Raw genomic sequence first — 14,859 nt, forward strand, 5'->3', positions numbered from 1 at the left:
TAGTTGCAGGAAGTTATGCCATGACGGTTGCTTATCTCGGCCTCGGCGCGAATCTCGGGGACGCGCGCCAGACCCTGAAAGACGCGGTGGTGTGCCTCGCACAACAGCACACCATCACCGTGCTCGCCAAGTCGAGCCTGTATCGCACTGCCCCGATCGACGCGGGCGGTGACGACTATTTCAACTGTGTCGTGAAGATCGACACGACGCTCCCCGTGCGGCATCTGCTTGCGCTGTGCCACAAGATCGAGCATCAGTTCGGGCGTGAACGGCCCTTTCGCAATGCACCGCGCACGCTCGATCTGGACATCCTGCTCTTCGGCGATCAATCCATCGACGAAGCCGATCTGATCGTTCCGCATCCCCGTCTTGTCGAACGCGCGTTTGCGCTGGTTCCGCTCGTCGAGATCGACGCCGCGCTGATCATTCCGCGGCATGGCCGCGCTGACGCGCTGCTCGACGGCGTACGCGAACAACGCATCGAGAAGGTCAAAGGGCCGTGCCAGTGCCCGACGCTCAACGCCCTCAACGCCGGCAAAGGCCGCTGCGAATGAATTCACCGCCACTCACCGTCACCGCGCCGCAATTGCGGCCTCCGTTCGGCTATCTTGCGATCGAAGGGCCGATCGGCGTCGGCAAGACATCGCTCGCGCGGCGTCTCGCGCAACGCTGGTCGATGCAGGAATTGTTCGAGCGGCCCGAAGAGAATCCCTTCCTCGAACGCTTTTATCGCGACACCACGCGTTATGCGTTGCCCGCGCAATTGCATTTCGCGTTGCAACGCGCGCAGCAGGCGCAGGACGTGAACGCGGTGCAACTGGCCGGCACGCCGCTCATCGCCGATTTCATGACGCAGAAGAACGACATCTTCGCGCGTCTCACGCTGCAGGAAGACGAGTGGCATTTGTACCGCGCGCTCGCCGCGCGCCTCGAAGTGAGCGCGCCGGCGCCGGACTTCGTCGTGTATTTGCAGGCGAGTCCCGAGGTGCTGTTCTCGCGCATTCAGAAGCGCGCGGTGCCTATGGAATTGCAGATTTCCGACGCCTATCTGCATGCGCTCTGCGACGCGTATAACGAGTTCTTCTATCACTACGACCGCACGCCGGTGCTGACGGTCAACGCCGAACATCTGAATCCGCTCGACTCCGACGCGGACCTTGCGCTGCTCGCCGAACGCATCGAAACCATGCGCGGCCGCAAGGAATTCTTTGTCAAAGGCACGTCGCTTTAAGCGGCGCGCGCCCCTCTTTCAACGGATCGACCCATGACCTATTTGCAGGAAGCGAGCCGGAACGCGATCACCGTGCCGAAACTGCAGGCAATGCGCGATGCGGGCGAGAAAATCGCCATGCTCACCTGTTACGACGCGAGCTTTGCGGCGCTGCTCGATCGCGCGGGCGTCGACGTTCTGCTGATCGGCGATTCGCTCGGCAACGTGCTGCAAGGGCAGACCACGACGCTGCCGGTGTCGCTCGCCGATATTGCGTATCACACGGCCAGTGTGGCGCGTGCGCGGCCGTCGGCGTTGATCGTCGCCGACTTGCCGTTCGGCACTTACGGCACGGCGGAACAAGCGTATCGAAGCTCCGTCGAACTGATGCGCGGCGGCGCGCAGATGGTGAAGCTGGAAGGCGGCGAGTGGCTTGCCGACACGGTGCGCTTTCTGGTCGAGCGCTCGATTCCGGTGTGCGCGCATGTTGGACTGACGCCGCAGTCGGTGCATGCGTTCGGCGGCTTCAAGGTGCAAGGCAAGACCGAGGAAGGCGCGAACCAGTTGCTGCGCGATTCACTCGCGATGCAAGCGGCGGGCGCGCAGCTCATCGTGATGGAAGCCATTCCGACGCTGCTCGCGAGCGAAGTCACGAAGCAGTTGCGTATTCCGACGATCGGCATTGGCGCCGGGTTCGATTGCTCAGGTCAGGTGCTGGTGTTGCATGACATGCTGGGGATTTTTCCCGGCAAGCGCCCGCGCTTCGTGAAGGATTTCATGCAGGGCCAGCCGAGTATTCTCGCGGCGGTTGAAGCCTATGTGCGTGCGGTGAAGGATGGGGCGTTTCCTGGGCCTGAGCATACGTTTTGAGGGTTTGGGTGGCGGTGCGGGCTGGCGCTTGGCCCTTCGCACCACTCTAACGGATAACCCGCGCCGGCAGCGCTCCGCGCAGCGCATTGCAGATCATCAGCGCTTCGGCGTTCAACAGATCCGCCTGCGTCAGCACTCTTTCTTTCGCCTGCAAGCTCGCGTCGTCCTCGAGCAGCACGCTTCGCATCACGCCCGGCAACACGCCCAACCCGAGCGGCGGCGTCCACCACTTGCCCGCCAGCTTCACGAACACGTTCGACCGCCCGCCTTCCGTCAACTCGCCTCGTTCGTTGAAGAACAGTGTGTCGAACGCGCCCTTCGCCTCGGCCTCGCGCCAGCCGCGGTCATACTCGGCGCGGCGCGTGGTCTTGTGCTGCAACAGCGGATCGCCGGATTGCATCGTCGGGAAGCCGTGATCTGTTGCGAGCAGCACGCCGACCGTCGAGTCGGCCAACGGCGTCAGGATCGCAGCCGTGATCTGCGTTGCGCCATTCTTGCCTAGTGCGAGACGCATGCGATGCGCAGTCTTTGCGGGCAACGCCGCGCATTGTTCCGCAATCTTTGCGCGCACGGCTTCGGCATCGAATGGAAAGCCCAGTGCTGCGGCACTCGCCGAGAGTCTCGCGAGATGCCGCGGCAGATAACGCACGCCGTCTTCGCGCGTCGCGAGCATGGTTTCGAACAGCTCGAAGCCCGGCTCGGCGCCGGTCAGAAAGCGCGCTTTCAATCGACACTCCGCGTATTCGTCTTCGGCGACGCTGTCGAGCACGATGCCCGCGCCGATGCCCATCGTGCCGCGCAACGAGCCTGCTTGCGCCGACGGCTTCAACGTCAACGTGCGAATGGCGACCGACATGCAAAAGTCGCCGCACGCATTTCCACCCGAGCCCGCCGGTTCCGACGCGGCCGCGTCCAGCCAGCCGATCGCGCCGGTATAAAGCCCGCGCGGCGTGCTCTCGAGTTCGTCGATCAACTGCATCGTGCGATGCTTCGGCGCGCCGGTGATCGAGCCGCAAGGAAACAGCGCGCGCAGTATGCCGGCGAACGACGTGCCGGGCCGCAAAGCGGCTTCTACCGTCGACGTCATCTGCCAGACCGACGCATATGGCTCGACCGAAAAGAGCGCCGGCACATTGACGGAGCCCGTCTGCGCGACACGCGACAAATCGTTGCGCAACAGATCGACGATCATCACGTTCTCGGCGCGATTCTTCGGATCGCTGCCGAGGAATTCAGCGGCGCCGCGATCCGTTGCCGGATCGTCAGAGCGCGGCGCCGTGCCTTTCATCGGACGGGCGCGCAACGTAGCGCCCTGCTTCTCAACGAACAGCTCGGGCGAACACGACAGCACCCACGCGCCGCCCGGCAGTGCGATCAACGCGCCATAGCGGACCGGCTGCCGCGCCCTCAACCGCCGATACAGCGCGACCGGCGAGCCGAACACGTCGAAGCCAAGACGGTATGTGTAGTTGACCTGATACGAATCGCCGGCGTGCAGCGCGCTGTGAATCGCGCCGATCGCCGCGTTGAACTCCTCGGGCTCGACGCTCTCGCGCACGTTCGCCGTGCCCGCCACCGACGGCTCAGCAAGACCGCCGTCTTCGTTCACGAGCCACGCGTCGACTTCATCGCGCGAAAGTTTTTCGCAACGTTCGAACAATAAAAAACGCAGCGTGGCATCGCCATGCTGCGTTTTGAACGACGGACCCGATTCCCCGTCGAGAAGATGCCGGCCAAATTCATAGTCTGCGAGTACGACGGCATGCAGACCGAGCCGCGCGTCCGCTGCCGCGGCCTCGCAGACGGCTTCGAGCTGCGTGGCGTTCGCGCACACGCGCTCATGCACGAAGCGCGTGTACAGACGGCTTGAGCGGCGCGCCGCCGACGCGTCGCAATCATCGAGCAATGCAAACACTGCGCCGCGCTCATCTGCCGTCATGCTGACCGCCAACCTCAAACCGCCATTAATCGAAGAAGCTCTTCACCCGGTCGAACCAGCTCTTGCTTTGCGGGCTATGCCGCGCGCCGCCTTCCACCAAGGCCTTCTCGAATTGCTTGAGCAGATCGCGTTGCGGTTCGGTGAGCTTGACCGGCGTTTCGACCTGCACATGCACGTACAGGTCGCCGGGAATGCTCGAACGCAGGCCCTTGATGCCCTTGCCGCGCAACCGGAACGTCTTGCCCGACTGCGTGCCTTCGGGCACCGTGAAGCTCGCGCGGCCGGCAAGCGTCGGCACTTCGATCTCGCCGCCCAATGCTGCCGTGGTGAACGGAATCGGCATCTGGCAATGCAGATCGTCGCCGTCGCGCTCGAACACCGAGTGCTGCTTGATGTGAATCTCGACGTACAGATCGCCCGACGGTCCGCCGTTGATGCCCGGTTCGCCGTTGCCGGCGGAACGGATGCGCATGCCGTCGTCGATACCTGCCGGAATCTTCACTTCGAGCGTCTTGGTTTCCTTCACCTTGCCCGCGCCGTGGCAGTGACCGCAAGGCTCGGGAATATAGGTGCCGGTGCCGTGACACTTCGGACACGTTTGCTGAATGCTGAAGAAGCCTTGCGACATGCGCACCGCGCCCGAGCCGCTACAGGTCGGGCAGGTTTCCGGCTTCGTGCCGGGCTTCGCGCCCGAGCCATGACAGACTTCGCACGAGACCCAGCTCGGCACGCGAATCTGCGTTTCGTAGCCGTGCGCCGCCTGCTCGAGCGTGATTTCCATGCTGTAGCGCAAGTCGGCGCCGCGATACACCTGCGGGCCCGCACGGCCACCGCCGCGCGCGGCGCCCCCGGCCGCCTGGCCGAAGATGTCGCCGAAAATATCGCCGAACGCATCGGCAAAACCGCCGAAGCCTTGCGCGCCGGCTCCGCCCATGTTCGGATCGACGCCGGCGTGACCATACTGGTCGTACGCGGCGCGCTTTTGCGAGTCCGAGAGCATTTCGTAGGCTTCCTTCACCTCCTTGAAATGCTCTTCCGCATCCTTGTTGCCCGGATTGCGGTCGGGGTGATGCTTCATCGCCAGCTTGCGATAAGCCTTCTTGATTTCGTCGTCGCTCGCGTTCTTTGCGACGCCCAGAACCTCGTAGTAATCCCGTTTCGCCATATCGGTTCAACGCCCCTCGCGCAATGCCGCGCGGTGGCTCCTCTTGAATGCTGGAGTCTCACGACTCGTCCGGCCGCTGTTTCATGCCGCCTGAATACGGCAAAAAACAACGCCCTCCATAAAACAAATGTGCCCGGAGAGCCTAAAAGGCTCGCCAGGCGTGATAACCGCTCTTGCACGTTCCCGCGTCCGGATGGGCGCGGTCCCTTGTGCAGCCGGGCCGCACACAAAACCCGTGTGCGGCTTTACGGTCGGAATGCGACCTGGCTTTAGTCTTTCTTGACTTCCTTGAAGTCGGCGTCGACCACGTCGTCCTGCGGCTGGCTCGCGCCACCCGCCGATGCACCCGCGCTCGCGCCCGCCGCGCCTGCTGCCGCAGCTTCGGCACCTTGCGCAGCCTGCATGTCGGCGTACATCTTCTCGCCCATCTTCTGCGAGGCCGTGGCCACTGCTTCGATCTTGGCTTCGATCGCCGCCTTGTCGCTCGAACCGCTCTTCAGCGTTTCTTCCAGGTCCTTCAGCGCGGATTCGATCTTTTCCTTCTCGGCAGCTTCCAGCTTGTCGCCGTATTCGGTGAGCGCCTTCTTCGTGCTGTGGACCAGCGCGTCGCCCTGGTTGCGGGCATCGGCCAGCTCACGCAGCTTGTGGTCTTCTTCCGCGTTCGCTTCGGCGTCCTTCACCATCTTCTCGATTTCGGCTTCGGACAGACCCGAGTTCGCCTTGATCGTGATGCGGTTTTCCTTGCCGGTCGCCTTGTCCTTCGCGCCGACGTGCAGAATGCCGTTTGCGTCGATGTCGAAGCTCACCTCGATCTGCGGCGTGCCGCGCGGTGCCGGCGGAATGCCTTCCAGGTTGAACTCGCCGAGCAGCTTGTTGCCCGCCGCCATTTCGCGTTCGCCCTGATACACCTTGATCGTCACGGCGCTCTGGTTGTCGTCGGCCGTCGAGTAGACCTGCGAATGCTTGGTCGGGATCGTGGTGTTCTTGTTGATCATCTTCGTCATCACGCCGCCGAGCGTTTCGATGCCGAGCGACAGCGGGGTCACGTCGAGCAGCAGAACGTCCTTGCGGTCACCCGACAGAACCTGACCTTGAATCGCGGCGCCAACGGCCACGGCTTCGTCCGGGTTCACGTCGCGGCGCGGGTCCTTGCCGAAGAATTCCTTAACCTTTTCCTGCACCTTCGGCATGCGGGTCATACCGCCGACCAGAATCACGTCGTCGATTTCGCCGACCTTCACGCCTGCGTCCTTGATCGCCACGCGGCACGGTTCGATCGTGCGTTCGATCAGCTCCTCAACCAGCGCTTCCAGCTTGGCGCGCGTGATCTTCAGGTTCAAATGCTTCGGACCCGACGCGTCAGCCGTGATGTACGGCAGGTTGATTTCGGTCTGCTGGCTCGACGACAGCTCGATCTTGGCCTTTTCAGCCGATTCCTTCAGGCGCTGCAGCGCGAGCACGTCTTTCGACAGATCGACGCCTTGCTCTTTCTTGAACTCGCCGATGATGTAGTCGATGATGCGCTGGTCGAAGTCTTCACCGCCGAGGAACGTGTCGCCGTTCGTGGACAGCACTTCGAACTGCTTCTCACCGTCGACGTCCGCGATTTCGATGATCGACACGTCGAACGTACCGCCGCCCAGGTCATACACGGCGATCTTGCGGTCGCCCTTCTCGTTCTTGTCGAGACCGAACGCGAGCGCGGCTGCGGTCGGTTCGTTGATGATGCGCTTGACTTCCAGACCGGCGATGCGGCCCGCATCTTTGGTTGCCTGACGCTGGCTGTCGTTGAAGTACGCGGGAACCGTGATCACTGCTTCGGTGACCGGCTCGCCGAGGTAGTCTTCAGCGGTCTTCTTCATCTTGCGCAGCACTTCCGCGGAGATCTGCGGCGGAGCGAGCTTCTGATCGCGCACTTCGACCCATGCGTCGCCGTTCTCGGCCTTCATGATCTTGTACGGCATCAGGCCGATGTCTTTCTGAACTTCCTTCTCTTCGAAGCGGCGGCCGATCAGGCGCTTCACCGCGTACAGCGTGTTCTTCGGGTTCGTGACCGACTGACGCTTGGCAGGCGCGCCGACGAGAATCTCGCCGTCTTCCATATACGCGATGATCGACGGCGTGGTGCGCGCACCTTCCGAGTTCTCGATCACCTTGACCGAATTGCCTTCCATGATCGCCACGCACGAGTTGGTCGTGCCGAGGTCGATACCGATGATTTTGCCCATTTTTACTAATCTCCTGACTTTGATCGCTGCGGGAAGCGCCCTGTTTGCCGTTTGGCGGCAAGGCGATCCGCCCTGAATTCACACTGCACTGAACATAAGTGCGTCCGCATCGTTTTCAAGACCTCTTTTGCGATGCGGTCTTTAATTTTTTTCAATCGGCCGGCGTTTCACCCGGCGTCTTGCCGGAAACCGCCTGAATCTTCTGCCGCGCCGCGGCGACAGCGGCCTGGAACTGCCCAAGACCGTGCCAGCCGGTTGCGCGGCCAAGCCGTTTGCCGCGATGAAAAAAGAACCACGTAGGCACGCCGTGAAGCATGAAGCGCCGCCCAAGATCGCGGTGCTCGTAGACATTGCTGTGAAACCACCGCAGACCGAGCGCCCGGATCGCCTCGGGTTGCGCCAGCATCGCCTTCTTCGCGATCTCGCAATTGAAGCAGTCGAGGCCCCAGAAGAACACCACCGCGAGTTCGTCGCCTGCTTCGGCGAGGCCCGCGTCGAACGATTCGGCGCTCAGCTCCTTCATGTCGAAGACCGAAAACGCGGTAGCGTCGACGGGAATGTTGGCCATGATCGGGTTACCTGGTGTCTACGTGGACCTGGCGAACCGGCTGCGACGGGCGCTTTACTTCGGCGCGGCCACCGTCACGAGCGCCGGACGCAGCACGCGGTCGGCGATCACGAAGCCCTTTTGCAGCACGGCGACCACCGTGTTCGGCTCCTGATCCGCCGGCACCATCGAAATGGCCTGATGGCGATGCGGGTCGAACTTCTCGCCCACCGGATTCAGCGCGACGACGCGCCCCTTCTCCAGCGCGCCCGTGAGCTGGCGCAGCGTGAGCTCGACGCCTTCGCGCACTTTCGCGAGGTCGTCGGAAGAATGGGCGACGGCAGCTTCCAGGCTGTCGATTACCGGCAGCAGATGCTCGGCGAAGCTCTCGATGGCAAATTTATGCGCCTTCGCGACGTCTTCCTGCGCGCGGCGACGCACGTTCTCGGTCTCGGCCTTGGCCCGCAGGAAGCTCTCCTGCAACTCGGCGATCTTGGCCTGCGCTTCAGCCAACGCAGCTTCGGCACCCGTGGCTGCCGGCGTGTCCGTGGCGACGCTCGCCGCGGCTTCCTGCTCGGGAGTGACCGCCTCGGCGGCCGGGCGCTCGGTTTCGTCCGCGGGCGTGGGATTCTGGCTCGTCGGGTTCTCTTGCGTGTTTTCCATGTCGCTGAAAGTCGTTAAAGATTTAAAAGCCAACGGCGGCGGCAACGCATGAACGCGCCGCGACTTTTGTGCGTTGCAAAATCGCGACAAACATTCGAACGCGCCACCGCGTATCGGAACGGCAGGTGGGGCCGCAAGCGCCCATTTCAAGCGCCTCGGCCGAAATTTTCAGAGCTGGCGCCGCTGGCGGAAACGCGCGGTTACAACCATTAGCGCGGCGCAATCAGATTCAGATTGAGCGCGAAGAGCAAGTGACCTATGCTCCAGTAACGCAGCGGAAAAACCTCGTTAACCCTAATCTGACGTAATCCTTTCCGCCCTCTTGCAATTTCCACCCGGCTAGCTCGTTTCTTTGCTGCAACATCCCATAAGGGGGTACCGTGAAACTGACCTTTGCAATCTCGGTGGTCGCACTGGTACTCGTTGCGGGCACCACGACCATCTGTATGTCCGGGGCGGTCAACGACCACACCACCGAATACGGCGGCGTGAACGCGACCATGGAACAGCTGTTCAATCCCCACCTGAAAATCTGTCGATAGTGCGGCGGTCGCGCTTGGTCGGGCGGCCATGCAATGCCTCGGCCGGCTCGCGATAAGTTTTGCGGCGCTCCTGCTCGGCCTTGCGTTTTTCGCGGCTTTCGTCGGTTTCCGCGTAGAGCGTCTGCGCGACGGTCGCCGGACCGCGCACCTCGCACACGCCCAGCACCTGCACCTGCCACACGAAGCGCTCGATCTCGATCTCGACCAGGTCGCCGACCCGCACGTCCTTGGCGGGCTTCACATTGGCCCCGCCGATGCGCACCCGGCCTTTCTCGACAGCATCCGCCGCGAGCGAACGCGTCTTGAAGAAGCGCGCCGCCCAAAGCCATTTGTCGATGCGCAGTTTCGCGCCCGGTTCGGTTGAAATCCTGTAGTTCATGAAGTCTCGTCAAGCCGCTGTGTTATGCGGCACGGGTACTGCCTGCACCGGCCAGCCTTGCAGATTCTGCGCGACGATTTCGCCGAGCGCGGCGATCCACGCCTGCGACGCGTTCACGCACGGAATGCGGTGAAATTCCTTGCCGCCCGCATGCAGGAATTCGTCGCGCACTTCCATACCGATTTCTTCGATCGTCTCCAGGCAGTCGGCCGTGAAGCCCGGACAAAATACATCAGCACGCCGCACGCCTGCCGCGCCGAGTTCCTTCAACGTGGGCGCCGTGTAGGGCTGCAGCCACTCGGCCTTGCCGAAGCGCGACTGGAAGGTGATGCGGCATTCCACCGACGTCAGGCCAAGCGCCTGCATCAGCAGCGCGCCGGTTGTCTGACACTGCTCGTGATACGGATCGCCGAGATCCAGCGTGCGTTTGGGCACGCCATGAAAGCTCAACACGAGTTTGTCGCCCGCCGCGAAATCCGGCTGGCCATGAAGATGCCAGTAGTGACGCACCTGCGCCGCGAGCGCCGCGATATATGCCGGATGATCGGCGTATTGACGCACCGTGCGGATCTCCGGCTGATTGCGCATGCGCTTCATCGCGGAGAAGGCGTCGTCGAAAGCGGTCGCCGTGGTCGACGACGAATACTGCGGATACATCGGCACGAGCAGCACCCGCTCGGCGCCCGCGAGCTTGAGCTGATTCAGCATCGCCGGAATGCCCGGCGTGCCGTAACGCATCGCGTATTCGACGAGCACCGTGTAGTCGTTCAACTGCAGCAGATGGCGCAACGCTTCCACCTGCTTTTCCGTATAGACGCGCAGCGGCGAGCCTTCGGGCATCCAGACGGCCGCATATTTCTTCGCGGACGCGCGGCCTCTGAACGGCAGGATCAGCAACCGCAGAATGATCTGCCACAGCAGCGCCGGAATCTCGACCACGCGAGGGTCGGACAGGAACTGCGCGAGATAGCGGCGAACCGCCCGCGGAGTTGGCGCGTCGGGCGTGCCGAGGTTGATCAGCAGCACGGCAACACGGTGCGACGTGGCGTTCTGCGAAGGCCGCTCGAGGTCGAAGCGCATAGGCTATAGCCGGGTAACCGCTGTGAGCGGAGGGTTGAACAGGTGAGATTCATTATAGCGGTGCGCCCTATGGCGGCGGCCTTCGTGGCCGCGCGCCCCAGGCGCCCCTGGCCGTTCGGCCAATTGGCAAGCGGCGCGCGCTCGCGCATGATGTGACGCATCGACCGCCGCGGCGTTGACCGCTACTGCTGACTTACTGCTGACTTAGCGTGAGCGAAAGCAGTCTTGCCGTGATGTCCACAATCGGGATGACGCGGTTGTATGCCATCCGCGTCGGGCCGATCACCCCGAGCGTGCCGACGATCTTGCCGTTCACCTCATAGGGCGCGGTGACGACGCTCATTTCCTCGATAGGCACGAGGTTGGACTCGCCGCCTATGAAGATCTGCACGCCGGCCGCATGACTCGACACATCCAGCAACTGAAGGAGACTGGTCTTTTGGTCGAACACATCGAACAGCTTGCGCAGGCGCGCCATGTCCGAGGAAAGATCGGCTACTTCGAGCAGATTGCGCTCGCCCGAAATCAGCACGGTCTCGCCGGTGTCCGATTCGTCCGTGCTTGCCGTGACGGCCGCGTGCATGAGCGTGGTCATGTCGCCGCGCAACTGGTCGATTTCTTCGCGCAGGCGGCGGCGCACTTCGTCGAAAGACAGGCCGGCGAAGTGCGCGTTGATGTAGTTCGAAGCCTCCACGAGTTCGGACGGCGAAAAGTCGCGCTGGGTCGCCATCATGCGGTTCTGCACGTCGCCTTCGGGCGTCACGATGATGAGCAGAATGCGCTTGTCCGACAGCCGCATGAACTCGATCTGCTTGAACACGTGACTGCGCCGCGGCGTCAGCACGACACCGGCGAACTGCGACAGATTCGAGAGCACGCTCGCCGCGGCCGCGACGATTTTCTGCGGCTCGCCTGCCTGCAGCGTAGTCTTGACCGTGCGGGTGACGGCCTCTTCGTCCGCGGCGGATTCGACCGTGAGCATGGTGTCGACGAACAGCCGGTAGCCGCGCGGCGTGGGAATGCGTCCCGCCGAAGTATGCGGACTGATGACGAGCCCGAGATCCTCGAGATCCGACATGACGTTGCGGATGGTTGCCGGGCTCAACTCCAGGCCCGAATAGCGCGACAACGTGCGCGAGCCGACCGGCTGACCTTCGGCAATGTAGCGCTCGATCAGCGTTTTCAGGAGGGTTTGTGCGCGAGGATCTAGCATGACGAAAAATTTTAGCTCAATGAGGCGACTACCGCGAGCGCCGACGGCGCCCATCACCGGCGAATTTCCCGCCGCCCGCCGGGACCGCGCCTTGCGCTCGTTCCAGCACAACGTGCCGCATTGTGTCGGGCGTGCCGCCGGCCCCGTTGCCGACGGTCCGGCCAGCCGCGCGCCGGTGCGGTTTGCGCGGCGCGCATGTCATCAAGGCTTCACCATTCTAACGATAATCCCGCACTGCGCTCACGGCCCGCTGCGAACGGCCGGCCGCCGCGTCCCGGCCCCGTTCTTTTCAGGCCCTACCTATGGTGTAATGCCGGCATGCAAGTAACCAGCCAGTTCAAGACTGTCGCGCTCGTCGGGCGCAACAATACGCCGGGCATCCGCGACCCGCTGACCGCGCTCGCCACGTGCATCGCGAAGCGCGGCTTCGAAGTCGTTTTCGAAGCCGACACCGCGGCCGAAATCGGCGTGACCGACTATCCGGCGCTGCGGCCGGCCGAAATCGGCGCGCGCGCCGACGTGGCTGTCGTGCTCGGCGGCGACGGCACGATGCTCGGCATCGGCCGGCAACTGGCGCCGTACCGCACGCCGCTCATCGGCATCAATCACGGGCGGCTGGGCTTCATTACCGACATCCCGATCTCCGACATGAGCGTGACCGTGCCGCAGATGCTGGCGGGCAACTTCGAGCGCGAGGAACGCGTGCTGCTCGAAGCGCGCATCATGCGCCAGGGCAATCCGATCTATCACGCGCTCGCATTCAATGACGTCGTGGTGAATCGCAGCGGCTTTTCGGGCATGGCGGAGCTGCATGTGTCGGTGGATGGCCGCTTCATGTACAACCAGCGTTCGGACGGACTGATCGTCGCCACGCCGACCGGCTCGACGGCGTACGCGCTGTCGTCGCAAGGGCCGATTCTGCATCCGCAACTGCAGGGCATCGTGCTCGTGCCGATCGCGCCGCATGCGCTGTCGAACCGGCCGATCGTGCTGCCGGACGATTCGAAGGTCAGCATCCAGATCGTTTCGGGGCGCGAGGTGAACGTCAATTTCGACATGCAGTCGTTCACGTCGCTGGAACTCGGCGACTCAATCGAAGTGCGCCGCTCGCGTCATACGGTGCCGATGCTGCATCCGGTCGGCTACAGCTATTTCGCGACGCTGCGCAAGAAGCTGCACTGGAACGAATACCCGTCGCACGAGGAAGATCCCAAGCCGTGACCGGCGCGGACGCCGGACCGCAAGCGCGCAGTTCGTAAAACCCGATACCAAGCTCACCGACAAGCACAAACGACTTCCATGCTTCGCCACCTCTCGATACGCGACTTCGTCATCGTCGCCGCGCTCGACCTCGAATTCGACAGCGGCTTTACCGTTTTCTCCGGCGAAACCGGCGCCGGCAAGTCGATCCTGATCGACGCGCTGGCGCTCGCGCTGGGTGCGCGCGCCGACGCGAACGTCGTGCGGACCGGCGAGACCCGCGCCGACATCACCGCCGAATTCGACACGCACGCGCAAGTGGACCAGTGGCTCGACGAGCAGGCGTTGAGCGCGGCCACGGCGGACGGCCAGCACGGCGGCACCGTAATGCTGCGCCGCGTGGTGGATGCGAACGGCCGCTCGCGCGCGTTCATCAACGGTACAGCGGCGACGCTCGCGCAACTGCGCGAAGTCGGCGAAATGCTGGTGGATATTCACGGCCAGCACGCGCATCAATTGCTGATGCGTCCCGACGCGCAGCGCGAGCTGTTCGACACGCATGCAGGGCTGACCGAGCTGTCCGCGAGCGTCACGCGCGCGTGGCGCGCCTGGCGCGAGAAGGTGCAGGCGGTCGAGCACGCGCAAACCCGCGACCGCGAATTGCAGCTGGAACGCGAGCGTCTGGCATGGCAGCTTGCCGAGCTGGACAAGCTCGCGCCGCAGCCGGGCGAATGGGAAGAAGTCAACGCGGAGCATCGGCGGCTGTCGCATTCGGCGAATCTGATCGACGGTGTGCAAGGCGCGCTGAATGCTTTGTCCGAATCGGACGAGGCAATGATCACGCACCTGGCGTCGATCGTCTCGAAGGTGCGCGACCTTGCCGATATCGACCCGGCCTTGAACGACGTGCTGGCCGCGCTCGAGCCCGCCGAGATCCAGCTTCAGGAAGCCGCGTATTCATTGAGCCATTACGCGCAGAAGCTGGAACTCGACCCGGACCGGCTCGCACAAGTCGAAAAGCGTCTCGACGCATTGCATTCGGCGGCGCGCAAGTTCCGTTTGCAGCCCGAAACGCTGCCCGACGAACACGAGACGCGCCGCGCGCAGCTTGCCGCGCTCGACGCCGCCGCGGATCTCGACAGCCTGCACGCCGCCGAAGCCAAAGCGCGCGAGGACTTCCTCGCCGAAGCAAAGAAGCTCTCGAAGGCGCGCGCCAAGGCCGGCAAAGCGCTCGGCGCCGCGGTCACCACAGGCATGCAGGAACTGTCGATGAAAGGCGGCAGCTTCGAAGTCGCGCTCGTGCCGTTACCCGAAGGCGGCGCGCATGGCCTGGAGCAGGTCGAGTTCCGCGTCGCGGGTCATGCGGGCGTGCCGCTGCGGCCGCTCGCGAAGGTCGCGTCGGGCGGCGAACTCGCGCGTATCAGCCTTGCGCTCGCCGTGATCGCGAGTGCCGCGAGCCCGACGCCCACACTGATCTTCGACGAAGTGGATACGGGAATCGGCGGCGGCGTCGCCGAAGTCGTCGGACGGCTGTTGCATCAACTCGGCGAAGCGCGCCAGGTGCTTTGCGTCACGCACTTGCCGCAGGTCGCCGCGCGTGGCGATCATCATTTCCAGGTGGCGAAAGCCGGCAACGGCAAGGGCGGTACGGTGAGCAGCGTCGTTTCGCTCGATAAGACGAGCCGCGTCGAAGAAGTCGCGCGCATGCTCGGCGGCCTGGAGATCACGCCGACCACGCGCAAGCACGCGAAGGAAATGCTGGCGGCGTAGGTGGGGGTTGAGGGCGGCGGTCGGGCTCCGGGCCGTCGCTGCCCATTGCAGGC

General features: G+C 63.6%; 14 protein-coding genes. 6 read left to right on the forward strand and 8 right to left on the reverse strand.

The annotated features are described in order from the left end of the window. The first annotated feature begins 20 nt into the window (after positions 1-20). The 3 genes from folK to panB are packed head-to-tail and all read left to right on the forward strand — an operon-like array spanning position 21 to position 2,080. A complete protein-coding gene (gene folK, locus BGRAMDRAFT_RS06425; protein WP_006047876.1) occupies positions 21-554 on the forward strand; it encodes a 2-amino-4-hydroxy-6-hydroxymethyldihydropteridine diphosphokinase in 534 nt (177 codons plus the stop codon). Beyond that, positions 551-1,231: a deoxynucleoside kinase gene (locus BGRAMDRAFT_RS06430; RefSeq protein WP_006047877.1), complete on the forward strand. Its 681-nt coding sequence runs from the start codon at positions 551-553 to the stop codon at positions 1,229-1,231. Before folK ends, BGRAMDRAFT_RS06430 begins: the two co-directional genes overlap by 4 nt. 33 nt (positions 1,232-1,264) lie before the next feature. After that, positions 1,265-2,080, forward strand: coding sequence for a 3-methyl-2-oxobutanoate hydroxymethyltransferase (gene panB / locus BGRAMDRAFT_RS06435; protein ID WP_006047878.1), 816 nt, complete (start codon positions 1,265-1,267; stop codon positions 2,078-2,080). Between the two features lie 46 nt (positions 2,081-2,126). On the opposite strand, the gene pabB is transcribed toward panB, so the two are convergent. The 5 genes from pabB to grpE form a co-directional block, all read right to left on the reverse strand. Continuing rightward, positions 2,127-4,019, reverse strand: coding sequence for an aminodeoxychorismate synthase component I (gene pabB / locus BGRAMDRAFT_RS06440; RefSeq protein WP_006047879.1), 1,893 nt, complete (start codon positions 4,017-4,019; stop codon positions 2,127-2,129). A gap of 25 nt (positions 4,020-4,044) precedes the next feature. Further along, positions 4,045-5,184: a molecular chaperone DnaJ gene (gene dnaJ, locus BGRAMDRAFT_RS06445; RefSeq protein ID WP_006047880.1), complete on the reverse strand. Its 1,140-nt coding sequence runs from the start codon at positions 5,182-5,184 to the stop codon at positions 4,045-4,047. A gap of 269 nt (positions 5,185-5,453) precedes the next feature. Next, a complete protein-coding gene (dnaK, locus tag BGRAMDRAFT_RS06450) occupies positions 5,454-7,412 on the reverse strand; it encodes a molecular chaperone DnaK (protein WP_006047881.1) in 1,959 nt (652 codons plus the stop codon). 151 nt (positions 7,413-7,563) lie between these two features. Continuing rightward, a complete protein-coding gene (locus BGRAMDRAFT_RS06455; protein ID WP_006047882.1) occupies positions 7,564-7,980 on the reverse strand; it encodes a thioredoxin family protein in 417 nt (138 codons plus the stop codon). Positions 7,981-8,034: 54 nt separating this feature from the next. Continuing rightward, a complete protein-coding gene (grpE, locus tag BGRAMDRAFT_RS06460; protein ID WP_006047883.1) occupies positions 8,035-8,622 on the reverse strand; it encodes a nucleotide exchange factor GrpE in 588 nt (195 codons plus the stop codon). Positions 8,623-9,002: 380 nt separating this feature from the next. Between grpE and BGRAMDRAFT_RS34915 the strand changes: the two genes are divergently transcribed. Beyond that, complete coding sequence (locus BGRAMDRAFT_RS34915; protein ID WP_006047884.1) at positions 9,003-9,164, forward strand: hypothetical protein; 162 nt, start codon at positions 9,003-9,005, stop codon at positions 9,162-9,164. Here the strand turns inward: BGRAMDRAFT_RS34915 and BGRAMDRAFT_RS06470 are convergent. The 3 genes from BGRAMDRAFT_RS06470 to hrcA all read right to left on the reverse strand — a co-directional run bounded on the left by BGRAMDRAFT_RS06470 (position 9,136) and on the right by hrcA (position 11,836). Further along, positions 9,136-9,543 carry an RNA-binding S4 domain-containing protein gene (locus BGRAMDRAFT_RS06470; RefSeq protein WP_006047885.1) on the reverse strand — a complete coding sequence of 136 codons (408 nt, stop codon included), beginning with the start codon at positions 9,541-9,543 and terminating at the stop codon, positions 9,136-9,138. The genes BGRAMDRAFT_RS34915 and BGRAMDRAFT_RS06470 overlap by 29 nt on opposite strands. A gap of 9 nt (positions 9,544-9,552) precedes the next feature. Beyond that, positions 9,553-10,623: a ferrochelatase gene (hemH, locus tag BGRAMDRAFT_RS06475; protein ID WP_006047886.1), complete on the reverse strand. Its 1,071-nt coding sequence runs from the start codon at positions 10,621-10,623 to the stop codon at positions 9,553-9,555. A gap of 193 nt (positions 10,624-10,816) precedes the next feature. Further along, complete coding sequence (gene hrcA / locus BGRAMDRAFT_RS06480; RefSeq protein ID WP_025601566.1) at positions 10,817-11,836, reverse strand: heat-inducible transcriptional repressor HrcA; 1,020 nt, start codon at positions 11,834-11,836, stop codon at positions 10,817-10,819. 318 nt (positions 11,837-12,154) lie between these two features. On the opposite strand from hrcA, the gene BGRAMDRAFT_RS06485 reads away from it, so the two are divergent. Next, positions 12,155-13,057 (forward strand): NAD kinase, encoded by a 903-nt coding sequence (locus BGRAMDRAFT_RS06485; protein WP_006047888.1) that lies wholly within the window; start codon positions 12,155-12,157, stop codon positions 13,055-13,057. A gap of 78 nt (positions 13,058-13,135) precedes the next feature. Continuing rightward, entirely contained in the window at positions 13,136-14,806 is a 1,671-nt protein-coding gene (gene recN / locus BGRAMDRAFT_RS06490; protein ID WP_006047889.1) for a DNA repair protein RecN, read from the forward strand. Positions 14,807-14,859: the final 53 nt, after the last annotated feature.

This window comes from Paraburkholderia graminis C4D1M (assembly GCF_000172415.1).
Taxonomy (GTDB): Bacteria; Pseudomonadota; Gammaproteobacteria; order Burkholderiales; family Burkholderiaceae; genus Paraburkholderia; species Paraburkholderia graminis.

What these genes read in the sequence shown, in the direction of transcription:
- folK (WP_006047876.1), top strand. Translation starts at nt 21, where the DNA reads ATGACGGTTGCTTATCTCGGCCTCGGCGCGAATCTCGGGGACGCGCGC.
- BGRAMDRAFT_RS06430 (WP_006047877.1), top strand. Translation starts at nt 551, where the DNA reads ATGAATTCACCGCCACTCACCGTCACCGCGCCGCAATTGCGGCCTCCG.
- pabB (WP_006047879.1), bottom strand. Translation starts at nt 4,019, where the DNA reads ATGACGGCAGATGAGCGCGGCGCAGTGTTTGCATTGCTCGATGATTGC.
- BGRAMDRAFT_RS06485 (WP_006047888.1), top strand. Translation starts at nt 12,155, where the DNA reads ATGCAAGTAACCAGCCAGTTCAAGACTGTCGCGCTCGTCGGGCGCAAC.
- dnaK (WP_006047881.1), bottom strand. Translation starts at nt 7,412, where the DNA reads ATGGGCAAAATCATCGGTATCGACCTCGGCACGACCAACTCGTGCGTG.
- hemH (WP_006047886.1), bottom strand. Translation starts at nt 10,623, where the DNA reads ATGCGCTTCGACCTCGAGCGGCCTTCGCAGAACGCCACGTCGCACCGT.
- panB (WP_006047878.1), top strand. Translation starts at nt 1,265, where the DNA reads ATGACCTATTTGCAGGAAGCGAGCCGGAACGCGATCACCGTGCCGAAA.
- dnaJ (WP_006047880.1), bottom strand. Translation starts at nt 5,184, where the DNA reads ATGGCGAAACGGGATTACTACGAGGTTCTGGGCGTCGCAAAGAACGCG.
- BGRAMDRAFT_RS06455 (WP_006047882.1), bottom strand. Translation starts at nt 7,980, where the DNA reads ATGGCCAACATTCCCGTCGACGCTACCGCGTTTTCGGTCTTCGACATG.
- BGRAMDRAFT_RS06470 (WP_006047885.1), bottom strand. Translation starts at nt 9,543, where the DNA reads ATGAACTACAGGATTTCAACCGAACCGGGCGCGAAACTGCGCATCGAC.
- hrcA (WP_025601566.1), bottom strand. Translation starts at nt 11,836, where the DNA reads ATGCTAGATCCTCGCGCACAAACCCTCCTGAAAACGCTGATCGAGCGC.
- grpE (WP_006047883.1), bottom strand. Translation starts at nt 8,622, where the DNA reads ATGGAAAACACGCAAGAGAACCCGACGAGCCAGAATCCCACGCCCGCG.
- recN (WP_006047889.1), top strand. Translation starts at nt 13,136, where the DNA reads ATGCTTCGCCACCTCTCGATACGCGACTTCGTCATCGTCGCCGCGCTC.